General features: G+C 57.2%; 18 protein-coding genes. 4 read left to right on the top strand and 14 right to left on the bottom strand.

What is annotated here, in order from left to right; translation table 11 throughout:
* Positions 1 to 37: 37 nt before the first annotated feature.
* The 4 genes from AUC61_RS14915 to AUC61_RS14900 all read right to left on the bottom strand — a co-directional run bounded on the left by AUC61_RS14915 (position 38) and on the right by AUC61_RS14900 (position 5,758).
* Positions 38 to 1,210 carry a PilT/PilU family type 4a pilus ATPase gene (locus AUC61_RS14915; protein WP_243247025.1) on the bottom strand — a complete coding sequence of 391 codons (1,173 nt, stop codon included), beginning with the start codon at positions 1,208 to 1,210 and terminating at the stop codon, positions 38 to 40.
* A 179-nt stretch (positions 1,211 to 1,389) separates the two neighbouring features.
* Entirely contained in the window at positions 1,390 to 2,397 is a 1,008-nt protein-coding gene (locus AUC61_RS14910) for a YiiG family protein (protein WP_243247024.1), read from the bottom strand.
* The gene (locus tag AUC61_RS14905) at positions 2,394 to 4,058 is read right to left on the bottom strand and encodes a J domain-containing protein (RefSeq protein WP_243247023.1); all 1,665 of its coding nucleotides are present in this window, start codon (positions 4,056 to 4,058) and stop codon (positions 2,394 to 2,396) included. Before AUC61_RS14905 ends, AUC61_RS14910 begins: the two co-directional genes overlap by 4 nt.
* The gene (locus AUC61_RS14900) at positions 4,055 to 5,758 is read right to left on the bottom strand and encodes a molecular chaperone HscC (protein WP_243247022.1); all 1,704 of its coding nucleotides are present in this window, start codon (positions 5,756 to 5,758) and stop codon (positions 4,055 to 4,057) included. Before AUC61_RS14900 ends, AUC61_RS14905 begins: the two co-directional genes overlap by 4 nt.
* A gap of 195 nt (positions 5,759 to 5,953) precedes the next feature.
* Here AUC61_RS14900 and AUC61_RS14895 point away from each other — a divergent pair, with 195 nt between their 5' ends.
* Entirely contained in the window at positions 5,954 to 6,229 is a 276-nt protein-coding gene (locus AUC61_RS14895) for a peptidylprolyl isomerase (protein ID WP_017133756.1), read from the top strand.
* Positions 6,230 to 6,301: 72 nt separating this feature from the next.
* Here the strand turns inward: AUC61_RS14895 and kdgK are convergent, their stop codons facing one another.
* The 4 genes from kdgK to AUC61_RS14875 all read right to left on the bottom strand — a co-directional run bounded on the left by kdgK (position 6,302) and on the right by AUC61_RS14875 (position 9,819).
* Positions 6,302 to 7,246: a 2-dehydro-3-deoxygluconokinase gene (gene kdgK, locus AUC61_RS14890; RefSeq protein ID WP_243247021.1), complete on the bottom strand. Its 945-nt coding sequence runs from the start codon at positions 7,244 to 7,246 to the stop codon at positions 6,302 to 6,304.
* An 18-nt stretch (positions 7,247 to 7,264) separates the two neighbouring features.
* Positions 7,265 to 8,470, bottom strand: a complete 1,206-nt coding sequence (locus AUC61_RS14885) for an amino acid deaminase (protein ID WP_243247020.1) — start codon at positions 8,468 to 8,470, stop codon at positions 7,265 to 7,267.
* Between the two features lie 16 nt (positions 8,471 to 8,486).
* Positions 8,487 to 9,251: an IclR family transcriptional regulator gene (locus tag AUC61_RS14880; protein WP_243247019.1), complete on the bottom strand. Its 765-nt coding sequence runs from the start codon at positions 9,249 to 9,251 to the stop codon at positions 8,487 to 8,489.
* 178 nt (positions 9,252 to 9,429) lie between these two features.
* Entirely contained in the window at positions 9,430 to 9,819 is a 390-nt protein-coding gene (locus AUC61_RS14875) for a RidA family protein (RefSeq protein WP_243247018.1), read from the bottom strand.
* Between the two features lie 310 nt (positions 9,820 to 10,129).
* Here AUC61_RS14875 and AUC61_RS14870 point away from each other — a divergent pair, with 310 nt between their 5' ends.
* Together AUC61_RS14870 and AUC61_RS14865 are read left to right on the top strand one after the other, a co-directional pair.
* Positions 10,130 to 10,459, top strand: coding sequence for a DUF6388 family protein (locus AUC61_RS14870; protein ID WP_243247017.1), 330 nt, complete (start codon positions 10,130 to 10,132; stop codon positions 10,457 to 10,459).
* 100 nt (positions 10,460 to 10,559) lie between these two features.
* Entirely contained in the window at positions 10,560 to 10,892 is a 333-nt protein-coding gene (locus AUC61_RS14865) for a hypothetical protein (protein ID WP_243247016.1), read from the top strand.
* 186 nt (positions 10,893 to 11,078) lie between these two features.
* Here AUC61_RS14865 and AUC61_RS14860 read toward each other — a convergent pair whose 3' ends face one another.
* The 4 genes from AUC61_RS14860 to AUC61_RS14845 form a co-directional block, all read right to left on the bottom strand.
* Positions 11,079 to 11,423, bottom strand: coding sequence for a 2-oxoacid ferredoxin oxidoreductase (locus tag AUC61_RS14860; protein ID WP_243247015.1), 345 nt, complete (start codon positions 11,421 to 11,423; stop codon positions 11,079 to 11,081).
* Positions 11,424 to 11,504: 81 nt separating this feature from the next.
* Positions 11,505 to 11,948, bottom strand: coding sequence for a hemerythrin domain-containing protein (locus tag AUC61_RS14855; RefSeq protein WP_122663483.1), 444 nt, complete (start codon positions 11,946 to 11,948; stop codon positions 11,505 to 11,507).
* Between the two features lie 670 nt (positions 11,949 to 12,618).
* A complete protein-coding gene (locus AUC61_RS14850) occupies positions 12,619 to 13,899 on the bottom strand; it encodes a Y-family DNA polymerase (RefSeq protein ID WP_243247014.1) in 1,281 nt (426 codons plus the stop codon).
* Positions 13,886 to 14,317, bottom strand: a complete 432-nt coding sequence (locus AUC61_RS14845; RefSeq protein WP_243247013.1) for a LexA family protein — start codon at positions 14,315 to 14,317, stop codon at positions 13,886 to 13,888. The genes AUC61_RS14850 and AUC61_RS14845 overlap by 14 nt, the downstream gene beginning before the upstream one ends.
* Positions 14,318 to 14,415: 98 nt before the next feature.
* Between AUC61_RS14845 and AUC61_RS14840 the strand changes: the two genes are divergently transcribed.
* Positions 14,416 to 15,105, top strand: a complete 690-nt coding sequence (locus AUC61_RS14840) for an SOS response-associated peptidase (RefSeq protein ID WP_243247012.1) — start codon at positions 14,416 to 14,418, stop codon at positions 15,103 to 15,105.
* 129 nt (positions 15,106 to 15,234) lie between these two features.
* Here the strand turns inward: AUC61_RS14840 and AUC61_RS14835 are convergent, their stop codons facing one another.
* Both AUC61_RS14835 and AUC61_RS14830 read right to left on the bottom strand, forming a co-directional pair.
* On the bottom strand, positions 15,235 to 15,756 hold the full coding sequence (locus AUC61_RS14835) for a DUF2514 domain-containing protein (RefSeq protein ID WP_243247011.1): 522 nt from the start codon (positions 15,754 to 15,756) through the stop codon (positions 15,235 to 15,237).
* Positions 15,753 to 16,190, bottom strand: coding sequence for a cell wall hydrolase (locus AUC61_RS14830; RefSeq protein WP_243247010.1), 438 nt, complete (start codon positions 16,188 to 16,190; stop codon positions 15,753 to 15,755). Before AUC61_RS14830 ends, AUC61_RS14835 begins: the two co-directional genes overlap by 4 nt.
* Between the last annotated feature and the right edge of the window lie 528 nt (positions 16,191 to 16,718).

Below are 16,718 nucleotides of genomic sequence, written 5' to 3'. Positions count from 1 at the left end.
ACAGTCCATTACATGCTCCCGGTGTACGGGTAAAGACTCAACTCTGCCCGCCACCCTCGTCACGCTCGTCCACCAGCCCCCAGTCCGACACATTCACGCTGGAGGTGCCGACAGGCGCACTCGGCGCTGCGGTCGGGTTGGCTGTCACGCCTTCACCGTGCAGCTTCAGCCGCAGGCGCACGTTGTTCTGGGAATCGGCGTACTTGAGCGCTTCTTCTTCACTGATCACGCCCGAAACGGCAAGGTCGAACAGCGCACTGTCGAACGTCTGCATGCCCAGATTTGCGGATTTTTCCATGATGCCTTTCAGCTCAGTCAGCTCATTGCGCTGAATCAGGTCGCGAATGGTCGGCGTCCCCATCATGACCTCTACGGCGGCCCGGCGTTTGCCATCCGTGGTCTTGACCAGTCGCTGAGAAACGAATGCCTTGAGGTTGTTGCCCAGATCCTGGAGCAATTGCTGACGCCGCTCCTCCGGAAAGAAATTGATGATCCGGTCCAGCGCCTGGTTTGCATTGTTCGCGTGCAGCGTCGACAGGCACAGATGGCCGGTATCGGCGAAAGCCAGCGCATGTTCCATGGTCTCCCGGTCGCGGATTTCACCGATCAGGATCACGTCCGGCGCCTGGCGCAGGGTGTTCTTCAGCGCAGCGCGGAAACTGCGAGTATCAACGCCGACCTCACGCTGATTAATGATCGACTTCTTGTGGCGGTGAATGAACTCCACGGGGTCTTCGATGGTGATGATGTGCCCGCTGGCATTACGGTTGCGATGGTCGATCAGCGCCGCCAGTGATGTGGATTTACCGGAACCGGTGGCGCCGACAAACAGCACAAGGCCGTGTTTTTCCATGATCACGTCGAGTAGCACGGGAGGCAGGTGCAGGTCTTCGAAACGCGGAATATCCAGCTTGATGTTGCGCGCCACAATCGACACTTCGTTGCGCTGCATGAAGATATTGATCCGGAAGCGCCCGATTCCGGCCATCGACACAGCGAGGTTCATTTCCAGCTCGCGGTGAAATTCCAGCTTCTGCTCGGCATCCATCAGCCCGTCGGCGACCAGCGCGACCTGACCGGGCTTGAGCGACTCAGTGCCCAGCGGTTTGAGCACCCCATTGAACTTGGCGCAGGGTGGTGCTCCGGTAGACAGATAAAGGTCCGATCCATCCTGGCTGGCCAGAATCTTCAACAACGCCGGGAAATCCATAAGCAACACCGCACAAATGATTTGACTGAAAGATGCCGCATCGCATGCGACATTCATCCCGGACGACGATTATCAGGATGAATGTGCATAGCTTGGCGGTAGAACGCCCCGGTAAGCAATGATAGATCAAGCAGGTTGTATAGCCGGAGCCCTCAACATCATGCCTGATGCGCCCCGGTCTAGTAATTCATAAGTACTGCGCTGTTATACGAGTCAATCAACCGGTCGAAGCGCTTGCCAGCCAGCGCAAAATCATCACTCAAGCGCTGAGGGTCAGCGTTGTTGTGCCAGTGATCGCTCAGCTCACGCAAGGCCTGCAAGTATTCTTCAGCGGGCGTCTGGACCCTGAACCAGTTGTGTCGTGCGTCATCGTCAGCATTACCCATCCCGGGGCGCGGATCAGTCGCATCCCAAACCCAACTCGCTTGCAGTCGTTCGATGGCTGCGGCGAGTTGCTCCCGGGTAAGTTTTTGCGCGTCAGCAGCAACGGTCAGCGCATCCATTTCTTCACGGGTCTGCTGAATAAGGCCGGGCAAAAACGCCATTTGCGAATGGTCACGCTGCCTGAGCAGGTTCAACTGGGCTGTACGAATACGTCGATCCTCATCATCGACTTGCGCTCGCAACTCGCTGGACGCCCGCAGAAACGCCTCCGCCATCGGCACAAACTCGACGTCACGTGCAGCCTTGTCGGCAGCGCTGTCCGGACGTGCGCCCAGCACCGGATAAAAATCAAATCGCCGCGTGAATTCGTCGGCCCTCAGCAATGAAGTCACGTAGCGCTGATAAACCGCTTCCAGATGAGGGAATTTCTCTACCAATCGACGCTTTTGATCCGCCGCCAGCAAACACTGATCAGGGCGCCCCGTAGCTCTTGCCGAGTTGCCAGGCTGCGTCCTTTGTCCCGCCGAAAAAAGCTCGGGATAGCGTTCAGCGAGTACCTTGTCGGGACTTTCCGCCGCAGGGTCCCGCGCCCGATAGTCCTCGTAAGCGCGGCGCCAGACTACATCCACAAAATTGAGGCATGAGATCAACGGCCGTAACGCACTGGCCTGACTATGCTCAACCGAACCGGCAAGCCCCAGCCAACTATTGACCATGGACCGCAAGGTGACGTCGCGAGGTTTCAGCGCACTGAACGCAATGACGCCTGCTACACAGATACCCACCAGCATATTGCGGTTCATGGCGCGTCCTGTCCGTTGGTTTGTTTGCCATACCATTGGGCTTCGGTCGCCGGAAACCGGCACCCGGGCGCTGTGTCCTTCAAGCCTGTGCACGGTCGCATGACGAAAGGTTGCAAGCCCTGATCGCGGCCGACTCGCTGATTATCGATATAGGTCAAGGCACCCAGCGTTATCAGCAACGCAGAGGCGAGCATGACTTTCATTAACAGCGTTGAAAGGTCAACGGGACGGCGCATCCCATCGCCCCAGGACTTGATCAACCCCTTGCCCGGCAGGTGAGGCAAAAGCTCAAGCGCCAGTAACCCTGCCGCGTAGCCGATCATGGGGTACAACCCAAAGGCCGCCCAGATCAATAGCCCCATGGCCCAGCAAGGCAATAGCACGCGAATGAGTGACGGTGCTGGCTGACGCAAGCTCACGCGGGGAGAAATGAGACGAGTGAGCCAAGCGTCCTGCTCCAGGTTGCGATCGGCAATGCCGCGAAACAGCCACAGCATGAGCAGCATCGGAAGTGCCATCACCATCATCCAGAAGATCGCTGAACCCACGCTTTGCGAGAGTGCAATCATTCGCACCTGTTGATCATGAATGACCCAACCGGCGCCCATACCCAGCAACGGTAGATACATGGGCAAGGGTTTACTGACGCCTTCCCAGTTGCGCCAGAACCAAGGCTCGCCGCCAGGCATTTCAGAACGCAACAGCGGATGAAGGTTGATGATTTTCTCACTCAGCTCTCGGCAGGCGTTCCAGTCATCTTCACTGAAACGATGGGCCATGATCTGGCGTTGCTCCAGCGTCAGGTTGCCAAACATCATCTGCGCAGCGCGGCATTGCGGGGTGGGTTGATCGAGACCTGCGAGTCGGCGTCGCTCAACCGCGAAAATATGAGCATGGCTGCGCGCCTGCAAACGGGACCATTCCGGTTCAGGGCAACGGCCATAAGTGCCGGGTACTTTCCAGCCTTGCTGAGCACAGACAGTCTCGAACAACTCCTGGGACCAGAACTCACTCTCGGTCAGCAACTGCGCGACGAATGCATTGAGCCAGCCCTGGCGCTCGATCGGCCCGAGCCATTCACTTTTGCCGAGTTTTACAAACGCCTGAGAGAAAGCACCAACGTCACGCGCCTCAAGGAGTCGTCGCAGTTTTTCCTCATGGTGTTGGTACATCCGCGACAGCAATTGCTTGAGCTGCTGCTGCGGGAGGGCCACGCCGTCATCCCGAAGCCAGGGGCTTAACCAGTGAAAGTTCTGAATGCCCCACTCAGCCAGCGCAATGGCGCGCGGGGAGTCCGACAGGGACAGGTGCAGCAGCTGCTGTTCAAACTCTACAGCGCAGTAGCTGTTTTTGGCCTGTTCAAAACGACTGGCCAGCCCGATAGGCTCTACGTCCTTGAGCAACTGCATCGCCAGTTTTTCAGCCATGCTCGGCCCCGTCAGCGGGACCGCGACTTCTGGAGGTAACTTCGTTGGCTCGTCGAAAACCGACGGCTCCTCGTCACGACTCCAGTTGATTGCCTGCTCGTAAGCTTCGCGCAGGCGCTGGAAACCTGCCGGGTCCTCGTCGGGTCGGTGCTTCTTGAGCAATGCCGCGTACTGACGCTTGATACTGCGCGAATCCGAATCTTCCGATAGCCCCAGAATCTCCCAACAACTCATTGCCAGAGGCCCTGCTCAATGCCATCCAGATGCTGGGTCATCTCCACGCGGATTTCGCGAATCTGCCGCTCATCCTGACCTTCCAGTACATGCTGAAAATGGCTGGCCATCTGATCCAGCTTGATCCGCAAATCGCCGAGGCTTTCTTGATACAACCGCTCCAGGCGGGCGACCAGCAAACTGTTCACCTGTTGCTCACGGGGGTGTATTTTCAGCTTGGCCAATGCAGCCAGCCGCGCCTGGACTTCCTGCGGGTCGAGTACCCCGGGATTGTTTTCGATAACCAGGTGACGCGTCTCACCGGTCATAGGAATCTGCACTTCGGCCTCCAGCAGGCCGTTATTGTCGTAGGTAAAACGCACGTCCAGGTCCACCTGCCCTCGCGGGGCCGGCGGGACAGCGATGTCCATCTCGCCCAGAAACACATTCTCCCTGACCCAGCGGCTCTCCCCCTGATAGATCTTGACCAGTACCTGCGTCTGTTGATCGTGCAGCGTGGACACCGTCTTTACCTTACTGACCGGTACCACGTTATTGCGCTCGATGATCGGCAGAAAGTGCCCGCTCTGGATCCCGCCTCCAACACTCATAGACGTCTCAATGCCAAGGGTGTACGGACAAACATCCGTCAACACCACTTCCTCAAGGGCGGCATCCCTTGATTTCAATGCAGCCTGAACGGCGGCGCCCAGCGCGATCGATTGATCAGGGTCCAGTTGGATCGAAGGAAAGCGACCAAACAGACCCGCGACCATCCGACGAATCATCGGCATGCGGGTCGTGCCGCCCACCAGCAGCACTTCATCAAGCTCCGAAGGGCGAATACGCGCATCGCGCAGAGCGGTTTCTATCGGCGTACGCAAACGCGTAAGCAGCGGCGCAAACAAATCCGCCAACTGAGTCTGGGTATAGACCTGCGACGTCTCGGATTCAGCCTGGCGTATGGTGAACGTGGCGCTCTCCTGCTGCCCCAGAACTTGCCGTACACGCTCGGCTTCACGGCGTAAACGGTGCGCCAGCTCAGGTGAACTCAAACTCGCCAAGACCTGTGGATCGGTTTGAGCAGCCAGAAAGGACTGAACCAGCAACGTATCGAAATCCTCGCCACCGAGGAAATTGTCGCCAGCACTTGCACGAACTTCCATGACGCCGTCGAACAGTTCAAGGATCGACACGTCAAACGTGCCACCGCCAAGGTCGAAGACCAGAAACGAGCTTGAGCTCTCACGCTGGTGCAGGCCGTAAGCAAGCGCAGCCGCCGTAGGCTCGTTGATCAGTCGCTCGACTTTAAGACCTGCCAGCTCTCCGGCAATTTTGGTGGCTTTGCGCTGCGCGTCGTTGAAATAGGCCGGCACACTGATAACCGCCTCGGTCACGGTCACGCCAAACTGACGCTCGACATCGTCTTTGAGGCTGCGTAAAACCAGCGACGACAACTCTTCAGGGCGAAAAAGCTTGCTGCCCAGGCGCACTTCGTGGGCGCTACCCATGTGCCGTTTGAACAACGCAACAGTTTGTTTGGGGTGGGTTTGCAAACGCTCCCGGGCAGCCTGTCCAACCAGCACCCGCCCCTCATCATCAAGACCAACGACGCTGGGCGTCAGGAGTTGCTCAAGCGCATTGGGAACCAATTGCGGCGTACCTTCATGCCAGACGGCTACCAGGCTGTTGGTGGTACCAAGGTCGATTCCGACAATCATCGTGCGCGCAACTCCATGCCAAGTGAGAAATCCGCGGCAAGGATACCGGACAGAGCGGTAGTCATGGCAACACTGCCATTCGTTCTGGCGGGTTTTACAGCGTGTGCCCACCCACTGTCATGCTCGGCCAGCGACGCGCAGGCGGCTCATTGCTGTGTGATAATGGCCGCCGTTTTTTCTTCAGGCTCCTGACTCATGAAAGCCCAAGCCCGCCACATTCTGGTGAAAACCGCCGAAGAGGCCGAACAACTCAAACAACGCATTGCCAAGGGCGAAGCGTTCGACGTTTTGGCCAAGAAGCATTCAACCTGCCCGTCCGGCAAACGCGGTGGTGATCTGGGCGAAGTCCGCCCCGGACAAATGGTCGGTGCGATTGATCAAGTGATCTTCAAAAAACCACTGCGCACGGTGCACGGGCCGATCAAGAGCAAGTTTGGTTATCACCTGGTTCAAGTGTTTTATCGGGATTGAAGATTGCTATGCACGACCACGTCTTATTAATGCAATGCGGTCCTACGGATTGAACGAACGGCGCGGCGTCACCTACAAACCCGGCATCACGCTCTTGGGAATCAAAGCCCCGGGGTGCTGAATCACGACGCTGGCCAGCCGATGTCCTGCTTCGGCGGCCTGTACCGGGCTGCCGCCGCGCAGACGCGTCGATAGATAAGCCGCGCTGAACGAATCCCCTGCCGCGGTGCTATCGATGACCCGCTCCACTCGACGAGTGGGAATTTCAAAGCGTTCACCCCCCGATTCCACCAGACAGCTTTGCGAACCCCGCTTGACTACGACTTCGCTGATGCCCAGCTCGCGGTAGGCGCTCAGCAGTTGCTCGCTTTCGGCATAACCGAACAATGCCTGCTCGTCCTCCTCGGTCAGTAACGCCGCATCAACATGAACCAGACACGCACGATACGCCTCACGCGCCTGTTCGACTGATGCCCAGAGTCGCGGTCGATAGTTGTTATCGAACGCAACTCTCGTGCCTCGCACACGGGCTTGGGCCAAGGCGGTAAACAGCCGCTGGCGGCCCTGCTCGCCCAACACGGCCAGGGTCACGCCACTCAGATACAACAGATCATAATCCGGCAGCGCACCGAGAATGGCGTCGGCCTGCGCGGTTGCGAAGCAGTCACGCACCGCGGCTTCGTTACGCCAGTACAGGAAGCGACGCTCGCCGCAAGGATCTGTCTGAATGCAGTACAGGCCTGGCAATCGGCCTGGCAATCGCTGCACCCTGCTCAGGCCAATCCCCTCTTGCTCCCACCCTAGGCACATGGCATCACTGAAGCTGTCATCGCCCAGTGCAGTCACATAATCCACCTGTGCGCCATGGCCAAGCACCCGAGACATGTAAACTGCGGTATTCAGCGTATCGCCACCAAAACTCTGCTGAAGCGTACCGCTGGCATGCTGCTGCAGTTCGATCATGCATTCGCCGATCAGGGCGATCCGTGGGTGGCTATAACTGATCAGCTCACTCATTGAGCACGACTCCCGACGTTAGAAATACGTGTCGAAACTTTCGATAACCTGAAGGTTTTCATCCACCAGACAACCCCGGCGCCATTTGTCGAAGGTCAGACACGGGTGGGAAGAACCAAAGGCAATGATGTCGCCGACTTTTAGCTCGCAGCCCGGCGCCACGGTCATGAACGCATGCTGATCCATTACCGCAGTGACCTTGCAAGCGCTGACATCCACACCCTGAGCAGGCACGACACCCGGCTTATAGCAGAGCAACGGGCTGGGCAAACCGGCGTCATAAGCCACGTCGCGTTTACCCAGGGCGATCACCGCAAAACCTGGCTCTGGCATGGACTGCACATGAGCCCAGACTTCCATTGCAGGGCGCAGGCCTTCATGCAAATCAGAGCGGCGATCCAGCACGCAGCACTGCGCATCTTTGTAGATGCCATGGTCATGCACGACATAACTACCGGGGCGCAGCACGCCAAGAAATCGCTCACGCACCTGACGCTCATCAAACGCTTCAGCGATCAGGTCATACCAGGCCGAGCCCGAGGCGGTGACAATTGGCCGCTCCCGCGCAAATGCACCACGATCCTGCAAGTCCACCGCCAGACGCACCAGTGACGCTGCAAAAGCACGAATACCGCTTTCTGCCTGATCGCCGTGAATCACCCCTTCGTAACCTTCGATTCCGGTCAGAGCCAAGGCCGGCTGAGCGGCAATCGCTTCCGCCAGATCAAGCACCTGTTGCTCACTGCGACAACCACAGCGGCCTCCCAGCACCCCATATTCGATCATCACGTTCAGACGCAGCCCGCGCGCAGCGAAGAACTCGCCCAGGGCCGCCACATTGTCTGGATGATCGACCATGCAGTGGAAGTCGAACATGGAGTCGGCAAGCAGATCAGCGATCAACGCCATGTTAGCGGTGCCTACCAACTGATTAGCCATCAGCACCCGGCGGACCCCATGGGCGTAGGCTGCACGGGTTTGCACGGCTGTGGCCAGGGTCATGCCCCAGGCACCTTCTTCCAGTTGCCGACGAAACAAGGTTGGCACCATGCTCGTCTTGCCATGCGGCGCCAGTTCGGCACCGCTGTTGGTGACGAACGCCTGCATCCAGCGAATGTTGTGATCCAGCGCCTGACGGTGAATGACCAGGGCTGGCAGGCTTACGTCACGCACCAGATGATCGCCTGGTGCGGCGGCGCCCTTTTCTACTGCTGCAATAGTCATGGTGGTCTCCCGGGTATTATTCGTTGATGCGACGCGCCAGCCCGTTGGCACTGTCAATCAGCACCCTGCGGTAGTCGGCGTAATGTTTTTTGGCGTCAGCCCGCGGGGCGACGATGCACAGCGTTGCAATGCACACGCCATGTTCATCCCTTACGGGTGCAGCGAAACAATGGGTGAAGGTGTCTGCAACGCTATCAAACGAGAAAAAACCCTCCTCACCGGCCTTACGAATTTCACTCAGAAACGTTTCAAGCGGCAGCTTCTGACCATCGGGCAGGATGAAATCCTCGGCGTCAATCAGGTCAACAATCTCCAGGTCACTCAAATGGCAAAGCAGCAAACGCCCGGAGGCGGTCCACGGAATCGGTGCGTTCTCGCCAATATTGGAAGAGATCCGGAAGTGCCGCTCGCCTTCCTTCATCAGTGCGACGGTGTACTTGCGGCCATTAAGCAGGCACATCTGCGCGGTTTCACGCGTCTGGCTGACGATTTCGCCGAGGCTGATCTGCGCTTCGCGAGTAAAGTCGAAGTGACGCAGATGCGCCTGACCCAGAAAATACAACTGACGTCCCAGATACACCTGGCCGTCTGTGCCAACCGACTCAAGGATGCGCCGTTCCAGCAATGAGCCGACCAATTCATAAACCGTCGACTTAGGACTGCCTATGCCACTGGCGATCTCGTTGGGCCGCATCGGCGTCCCCTGCTCCTTGAGAAAATCCAGGATATCAAACGCCCGGTCCAGCCCACGGGCACGGCGTTTGATGGTGTCTTCGGTCATATTCGGTTATCCATCGATAAGTTGCCCAATGCGATATTTCTTGAAGCACTGCCTTTGCGCCCACGGCACCGTCTCGCTGCGATCATCGGACTTGTAGGAGCTGCCGAAGGCTGCGATCGCGGCTTGCCGGGAATAATGCTTCGCAGCCTGCGGCAGCTCCTACAGATGGTGCTGAAACTCAGGCTTTTTTCTTGTAAGCGATGCAGTCAATCTCGACCTTGCAATCGACCATCATGCTGGCCTGCACGCAGGCACGAGCCGGGGCATGTTCGGGTTTGAAATACTCACCAAACACCTTGTTGAAGCTCCAGAAATCCCTTGGGTCTTCCAGCCAGACGCCGACCCGTACCACATCTTCCAGCCCATAACCCGCTTCGGTAAGGATCGCGACCAGATTTTGCAGCGTCTTGTGAGTTTGCTCGACGATACCGCCCACAATGATTTCGCCGTTTTCTGCGGGTACCTGACCCGACACATGCAACCAACCGTCGGCTTCAACCGCGCGAGCGAAAGGACGCGGCTGACCGCCACCGGCAACGCTACCTGCGCCATAACGAGTAATGCTCATGAAGTGCTCCTGTAAATAAACAAACCGAATTGAACCAACCCCTGTAGGAGCTCACCGAGGTTACGAGGCCAGCGATGGCGTCACGTCAGACAAATTGCTATCGCTGGCCTCGTAACCTCGGTGAGCTCCTACAGCGACCGCGTCTGCTGCATGTACCCGGCACTTGTATTCCGCTATAGCGGAATACAATCTGGAATAGCGGAATAATGACTCCGAGTGTGCCACAGCACTGGATGGAAAAAAACCAACGAGTATCATCAGTAACGGTCTGTTTGATCACACACCCGGAAACACTCACTTTGGAGATCCAATGGCTACAGCAGAACATCCGCATCAATTGGCGCTGGAGACGTTTCTGGCTCAGCGTCCTGAACTGCAGCAGGAGCTGGAAAAGCTCAATCCGCTAGCCGCTCAGGCTGCCGGATTGACCCGGGAACAATATCGCGAGGAGCGTCTGCATGAAGCCTTCGAAGCGCAGGCCGAGTTGCAAGGCTTGTTTGCCTGGGAGCTGACACTGCAACTGACTGCCGCAAGCCCTGAGGAATATGAAAGCCAGCGGCGTGAGGTGCACAAGGAGGTGGCGCAGATGGCCGGTATGGATTGGCTGGAATATTGCGAGCTCAACAAGCTGGAGCCTTGAGCCTGGCCAGCACACCATGACCGTTCGTCGCCACCAAGGGCACTCTAGTGCGAGAGTGGCTGACCAATATCAGGTATCGCTCATAAATTGGAGACGTACCATGATGAAGTCAAAGACGACTAACTTTTTGCTTGCAGGCCTGCTTTCACTTTCGTTTGGTTCCGCATTTGCAGCTTCCTCCAGCACCGGCCCGGTAAAGCCTGAAACGGGCGGCGTGCAAAGTGGTTCGGCTGTACCGCCTGGCACCCATCCGGCGCCATCGTCGGGCAGTACTAAGGCAGAGCCCAACGCAAACGGTCGCGCAACAGGTTCAGGTGCTGGCAAGTCGGTTGACGGCGGCACCACTGGCAGCAGCGTAGGCAAGACAGGCGCTCCTGGAAAGAACGGTCCTAACGGTACCGGCGGTGGCGCAGCAGGTTCTGACGATAATTGATCGTCACTTACACGCATGTGAAAAAGCCCGGCTCTGTGAGTCGGGCTTTTTTGCGTCGCACTTGCGTAGTTTTGCCAGAATTCACGGCGTGAGACCTGCTTCAGCCGGGAAAGGGCCGGCGCATTCGCTGCATGACTGTGATCAGGAATATCGCCCTCCCGGCTAAAGCCGGTCCCACGAGCAAACTTACAGACAGGTCGCCAGTGCAGCGCCGCGACGTTCTGCTGCCGGATTCGACGGTGGCGCGTAATAGCGGATCGCACTTGCACCGCCTTGGGGCTGCACATCGACGAAGAATTCTGCACCGGTGTTGTAAACCGTAAAGCCCTTCTCAGTGGACTGCATGAAGGCATCAGCCTCGGCACCCATTAACGCTTCATCCTGCCAGGAGTACTCTATGCACTGCGCAACGACAGCAGCAGCTTTCTGGCTTGAATAGGTTTTGTAAGGGCCAACAGCCCGTGCCTGATTAGATGGCGAAGTACAACCTGCCAACACCGCCAGGGCCATTACCGAGATCAGAAGCTTCATGACAATCCTTGAGGATTAAAAGGCGGATTCTACACCGCCAGGCATCGCGCATGGACTAAGCATGCGCGCCGCCACGCGGGCTCAAGCTTCGGTGAGTTGTTCTTCGTACTCTTTGACGTACTTACCCGCCAAGGCTTCTTTTTGTTTTTCATCCAGCAGCTTGCCCGCCATCTGAAAGAACTTCTGCTCTTCTTCCTTCAAGTGGTGATGAACCTTCTCGGACAGCTTCTTGGCGGTAGCCAGCCAGGCCGGGCTGGACATTTCAGTCTCGTCCAGCGTTTCCATCATCTCGTCCATCTCATGGTGTTCCGAGATGGCGTGACGACTCAGGTCCACGCCATTGTCGTGTTCCATCAAAGGAATATAGAAGAAACGCTCTTCGGCGGTTTCGTGAGCCTGAAGCTCGGCTTTCAACTGTTTGTAGGCCTCAACACGCTCAGCGCTGTCGCCGCTGGTTTTGACCAGAATGTCGGCGTAGCCGCGCTGGCGATCATGGCTTTCTCTCAGGGCTTCAAAAATATTCACGGGCTGTACTCCAGGAACAGCTTCCGAATGTGGAAGCGATGGTTACTAGACATCTGCCGCAAAGCGCCAGTTCAGTCCGCGAGTGGTGCACGTTCGCTGTTTGAGCCGTGTGCCCCTGTGGCAGTCACCTTATTGGCAAGTCGGTGTATCAGGGACGGCCTGCACGCGATGGATGATTAATCCTGCCTGCCATACAACTGCCACTCACTCTATGCGACAATGCGCGCCAAATTCGGCATGAATCCCGCATTCATTTCCAGTCATCCCCCCAACGGGGCGCAGATGCTGGCTAGATATGGCCCAAAGAATGGCCCTCGGCCCGTGATAAAAATCGCCAGGGCAAAGACGGAAACGGGCATCACATCGGTACCGGCTGCCTCCAGCCAAATCCCAAGTTATTGAAAGGTAAGGTAATTGATCTCCACAGCGAATATCACCATGCAGTTTGCATTGGGTATTCCTGAGGGTTGTAGAGCGCAATTACGGGGGTTGTAGCCTGCTCCAACCCCCGACAAAACCCACCATTGGTCCAAATGCTGGTCCAACATCCCCGGCGTCCTGCCGACTTACAAACTCCCTTTTTTCCTGTCCTCCAGCCATTCCTGCATTTCGAGTTGAGCCTGTTCATGCTCAAGGACCGGATCAGCAAGCACGAGCATTCCCGCCTCCATTAATTGCACTTCACAGTCCAAAGCTGATCGAGCCTCGTTGTGAAGCTCTGGCTCATCATGTCCCGCCGCATTCCCCAATCTGGGTCGGAGGGCACATTCGCGGTGCGCAGCGTCCCACGCCCCCACCTCTGGTTAATTTCGTCGAGGACGCCCATCACCTTCTCCGCCGCGTGCGGTTGGCATGGAGCGAACAGATCATCGGTGAATTCGCCAGGCTGCCGTAGATCCATCAGCAGCACTTCGGCTTTGCTGTATTTGAAGCCCGGTCGGAATAGCCGGTTGATCGCCTCAGTCGCAGCCTTGGTCATCAACCGCACGTCATTAGTGGGGTATGGCAACTCGACCAGGGCCCCGTTGGCATACTTCGCCTCTTCGGGGTTAAACATGCCAGTCCGGATGCTGACCCTGATTTTCTTGCACAGGGAGTTCTGCGCCCGCAGCTTTTCTGCCGCACGCTGGACGTAGGTAGCCACCGCCTCTTTTATAGGCTCGATCGTGGTCAGGCGCTTGCCGAACATCCGGCTAGAGCAAATTTCCTGCTTCGGTGGCTCTTCCTCGCCCAGTTCAAGACAGCTGATGCCGGAGAGCTCCCGGACAGTCTTCTCGATGACGACGCTAAATTTCTTGCCAAGCGTTGTCGGGTCGGCCTTGGCCAGGTCCATAGCAGTCAGGATGTTCATCGCCTCAAGGTGACCCCTCATCTTGCGGCCCACACCCCAAACCTCAGATACGGCGGTGTTGCGCAACACCCAGGCGCGGTTATGCGGGTTACAAATATCCACTACCCCGCCCGTGTAGGACTGAAGCCGTTTAGCCGTGTGGTTGGCCAGCTTGGCCAGTGTTTTGGTGGGACCGATGCCCACACCGACAGGAATACCAGTTGATCGGTGTACCGCGGTGCGGATCGTTCGGCCAAAAGCTGTCAGGTCACCTGGTATGCCGGTCAGGTCCGCGAATGCCTCGTCGATGCTGTAGACCTCAACGGCTGGAACCATCGACTCGATGACAGTCATCACACGTTCGCTAATATCTCCGTACAGCGCGTAGTTACTACTGAAGGCCTGGACGCCGTTCTGCCGGAGCGCATCCTTGATCTGAAAGTACGGCGCGCCCATCTTCACAAAAGGCTTCGCGTCATAGCTGCGAGCGATGACACAGCCATCATTGTTACTCAGCACTACGATTGGCGTTTTGGCCAGATCGGGACGAAAGACCCGCTCGCAGCTCGCATAGAAGCTATTGCAGTCGATCAAAGCAAAGACTGGATCATGAGTTGTCATGATCGCGCACGCTGTATTTCACAACGCCCCAGATCACTAACTCATCGCATTCCAAAACATGGCGTGGTGGATATTTGCTGTTTTCAGAGGTGAGCATGCACACGTTGTCACGCATGTGCAGACGCTTGCACACCGGCTCTGAATTGAGCGCGGCGATGACGATATCGCCATGCTCCGCGTACAGGCTGCGGTCAACGATCACGACGTCCCCGCTGTAGATACCCGCCCCTTGCATGCTGTCGCCCTCGATCTTGACCAGGTAGACATGCGGCGCTCGGATGTCGAAAAGCTCATCGAGGGATAGGTGCTTTTCGATGTGATCGGCGGCTGGCGACGGGAACCCTGCAGGCACATGAAAAGAAAATAGCGGGAGCTTTTCGCCCCCCGTCGAGACAGGGCCAAGGACGGTAACGGTCATGATGCTAACCTAACGGTGAATACTGTATGAACGTACAGTTAACGATTTCGGACGGCCGTGGTCAATCTCATATGTAGGACATTTCGACGGGTGACATCATGTGCGGACGCTACTCGATCTACGAACCCATGGACCACTACCTGAAAGAGCTGGGGGCAAAGCAGATTGTGATCAATGGCTATGATGAGTGGCCGATTGAACGCTACAACGTGGCGCCGAGCACTCGTGTTGAAGTAATCCGGGGTTTGGAGGAAGGCCTGAGCGTGGACAAAGTCCGCTGGGGATGGTCGCCGTTCTGGGCGAAGGGGAAAAGGCCCGACCCTATCAATGCGAGGGTCGAGACGGTAACGACGGGAAAGTTCTTCAAGCAGCTTTGGCCTAATGGCCGTGTGCTGGTTCCAGCTAATGGTTGGTTTGAGTGGGTCAAGGATCCTGACGACCCGAAGAGGAAGCAGCCCTACTTCATCAGGCTGAAAAGCCAGGCACCGATGTTCTACGGCGGGCTGGCTCAAGTGACGCCCGGGCTGGAGCCGCGCGAGGAGGATGGTTTTGTGATTATCACCGCCGCCAGTGACCAGGGCATGGTCGACATCCACGACCGGCGACCGCTTGTGCTGACACCGGAGTTCGCGAATGAATGGCTTGAGCTGGACTTGTCGCCCGAGCGGGCAGCAGAGATTGCGATGGAGTGTTGCCAACCGGTTGATGATTTCGAGTGGTATCCAGTGGGCAAAGCAGTTGGGAATGTACGGAATCAGGGACCAGAGCTGATCTCCCGCGAGGATTAATCAGGATACATCGTCCATATGATGATCAGCACGACCGCCACCCAGGCAATGGTCATGCAGATTGAAATCCCAGCCAACTGGCGATCCATCAGGCGCCTCCGTGCAAATCGCTAAAGTATAGTGCTCCCGCTATTTGCGGGTAAGGGCATCATAAGCAGCTTCGCAAGCCTGACCAGCTATTCGGGCTGAGTCATAAGCCTTTGCCATCTCTCCCGCTCGCTTGTCAGCCCTTTGGAACAGGTCGGAGAGCACCATGGCGGCGCGGGTGGCTGTCTTGCCTCGTTCGGCAGCGCCGGTATCGCCGGTGGAGCAACTGGCGGAGGCTGCCAGTTTTCCAGCTTCGATGTGCAGCCGGTCGCCAGCAGCATCAGCGACAGCAGAATCGCTGAGCGCATGGGCTTGTTCTTGTCTCGCATCGTTTGCCACCTGGTTGGCCGCATTCTGGCGGCGCTGTTCTTCGGTTCGATAATCGGCGGTTGTGGCTGCCACTGCCTGCGCCTGGACGTCGCCCTGTTTGTCCCACTTCGCCTGCCACGCCAGATCAGTAACGGTCACGCCGTGGCTGTAAGCGCCGTAAAGCGAGGCGCCGATAACCAGCAGGATCAAAGCTAGGCCGCCGATCTTCAGATACAGCTGAGTCGCTGCGCTCATGGAACATCCTTGAAGAAAACGTGGCGACCCAGTCGTAAGGTCTGTTTGGCCTTGGCGGCCCACGGCGGAGACTTCGGCATCGTGGTGGCGTAATAGTGAGTCGCACCGCCAGTTGGATCAGGCTGCTTGCCGTCGATCACCAGGTCGGCAGCAATACGCGCCTGAGCCAGTTCGCGGAAAGGGATCGTTTTGGCCCCGGTCAGGAACGGATAATTCGGGTCGTTCTTGTTCCAGCAGCTGAACTGCCATGCCTTCTGGCAAACGCCTACATAGCCTTCACCCCACCAGTCAGGCTTGCCGTCGTTGTGCAGGTCCAGGTCTACCCGGTTGCGGATGGTCCATGCCACAGCGATCTGACCATTCAGGCCCTCCCCACGAGCTTCGCCCCACAGGGTTCTCGCCAACACATCGCGGTCTTTCTCAGATACGGACATACTTTTCTCCAGACGAAAAAAAACCGCTCGGGGCGGTTTTGGGTACATAAGGTTTAGGACTTTGGCGTTTAGAGGGGGTGCCGGAAATGCACAGTACCGGCCTTTAAAGGTTTGTCAGCTTGGCAGTGAAAAAAGTATGTTGCTAAGTTCGCGCCAAGGATATTGCTCAGCGGGCGACCTGCTTGAGCAATTCGCATCATGTGGGAATGGCTGAGAACTGTCGCTGGCACGCTGGTCCTTCCCGCATTTCACACATCTAAGGTACACGCCTATCACGTGCCATCGCATGGAAAAGGCCAACACCCTCTGATCTACAGCAGTGTCACTTCTCACCTGAGACTCCTCCCCTGTCATCTCGGAGGGTGAGTAAAGTCCGTCAAATACTGATGAATACATCGCCTGCCCCCGTGATCCGGGCGCCCAGATGGGCACCATCGTTCCAGATTGATGGAGATTTACTGTAGCGGGAGTAGGAGAAAATGATAACTTTTAGCCACCACCTTGTGATCGATTCGACGACTGGTCATA

This window comes from Pseudomonas maioricensis (assembly GCF_022790535.1).
In the GTDB taxonomy this organism is placed as follows: domain Bacteria; phylum Pseudomonadota; class Gammaproteobacteria; order Pseudomonadales; family Pseudomonadaceae; genus Aquipseudomonas; species Aquipseudomonas maioricensis.
This window is presented reverse-complemented; position numbering and strand designations above follow the sequence as displayed.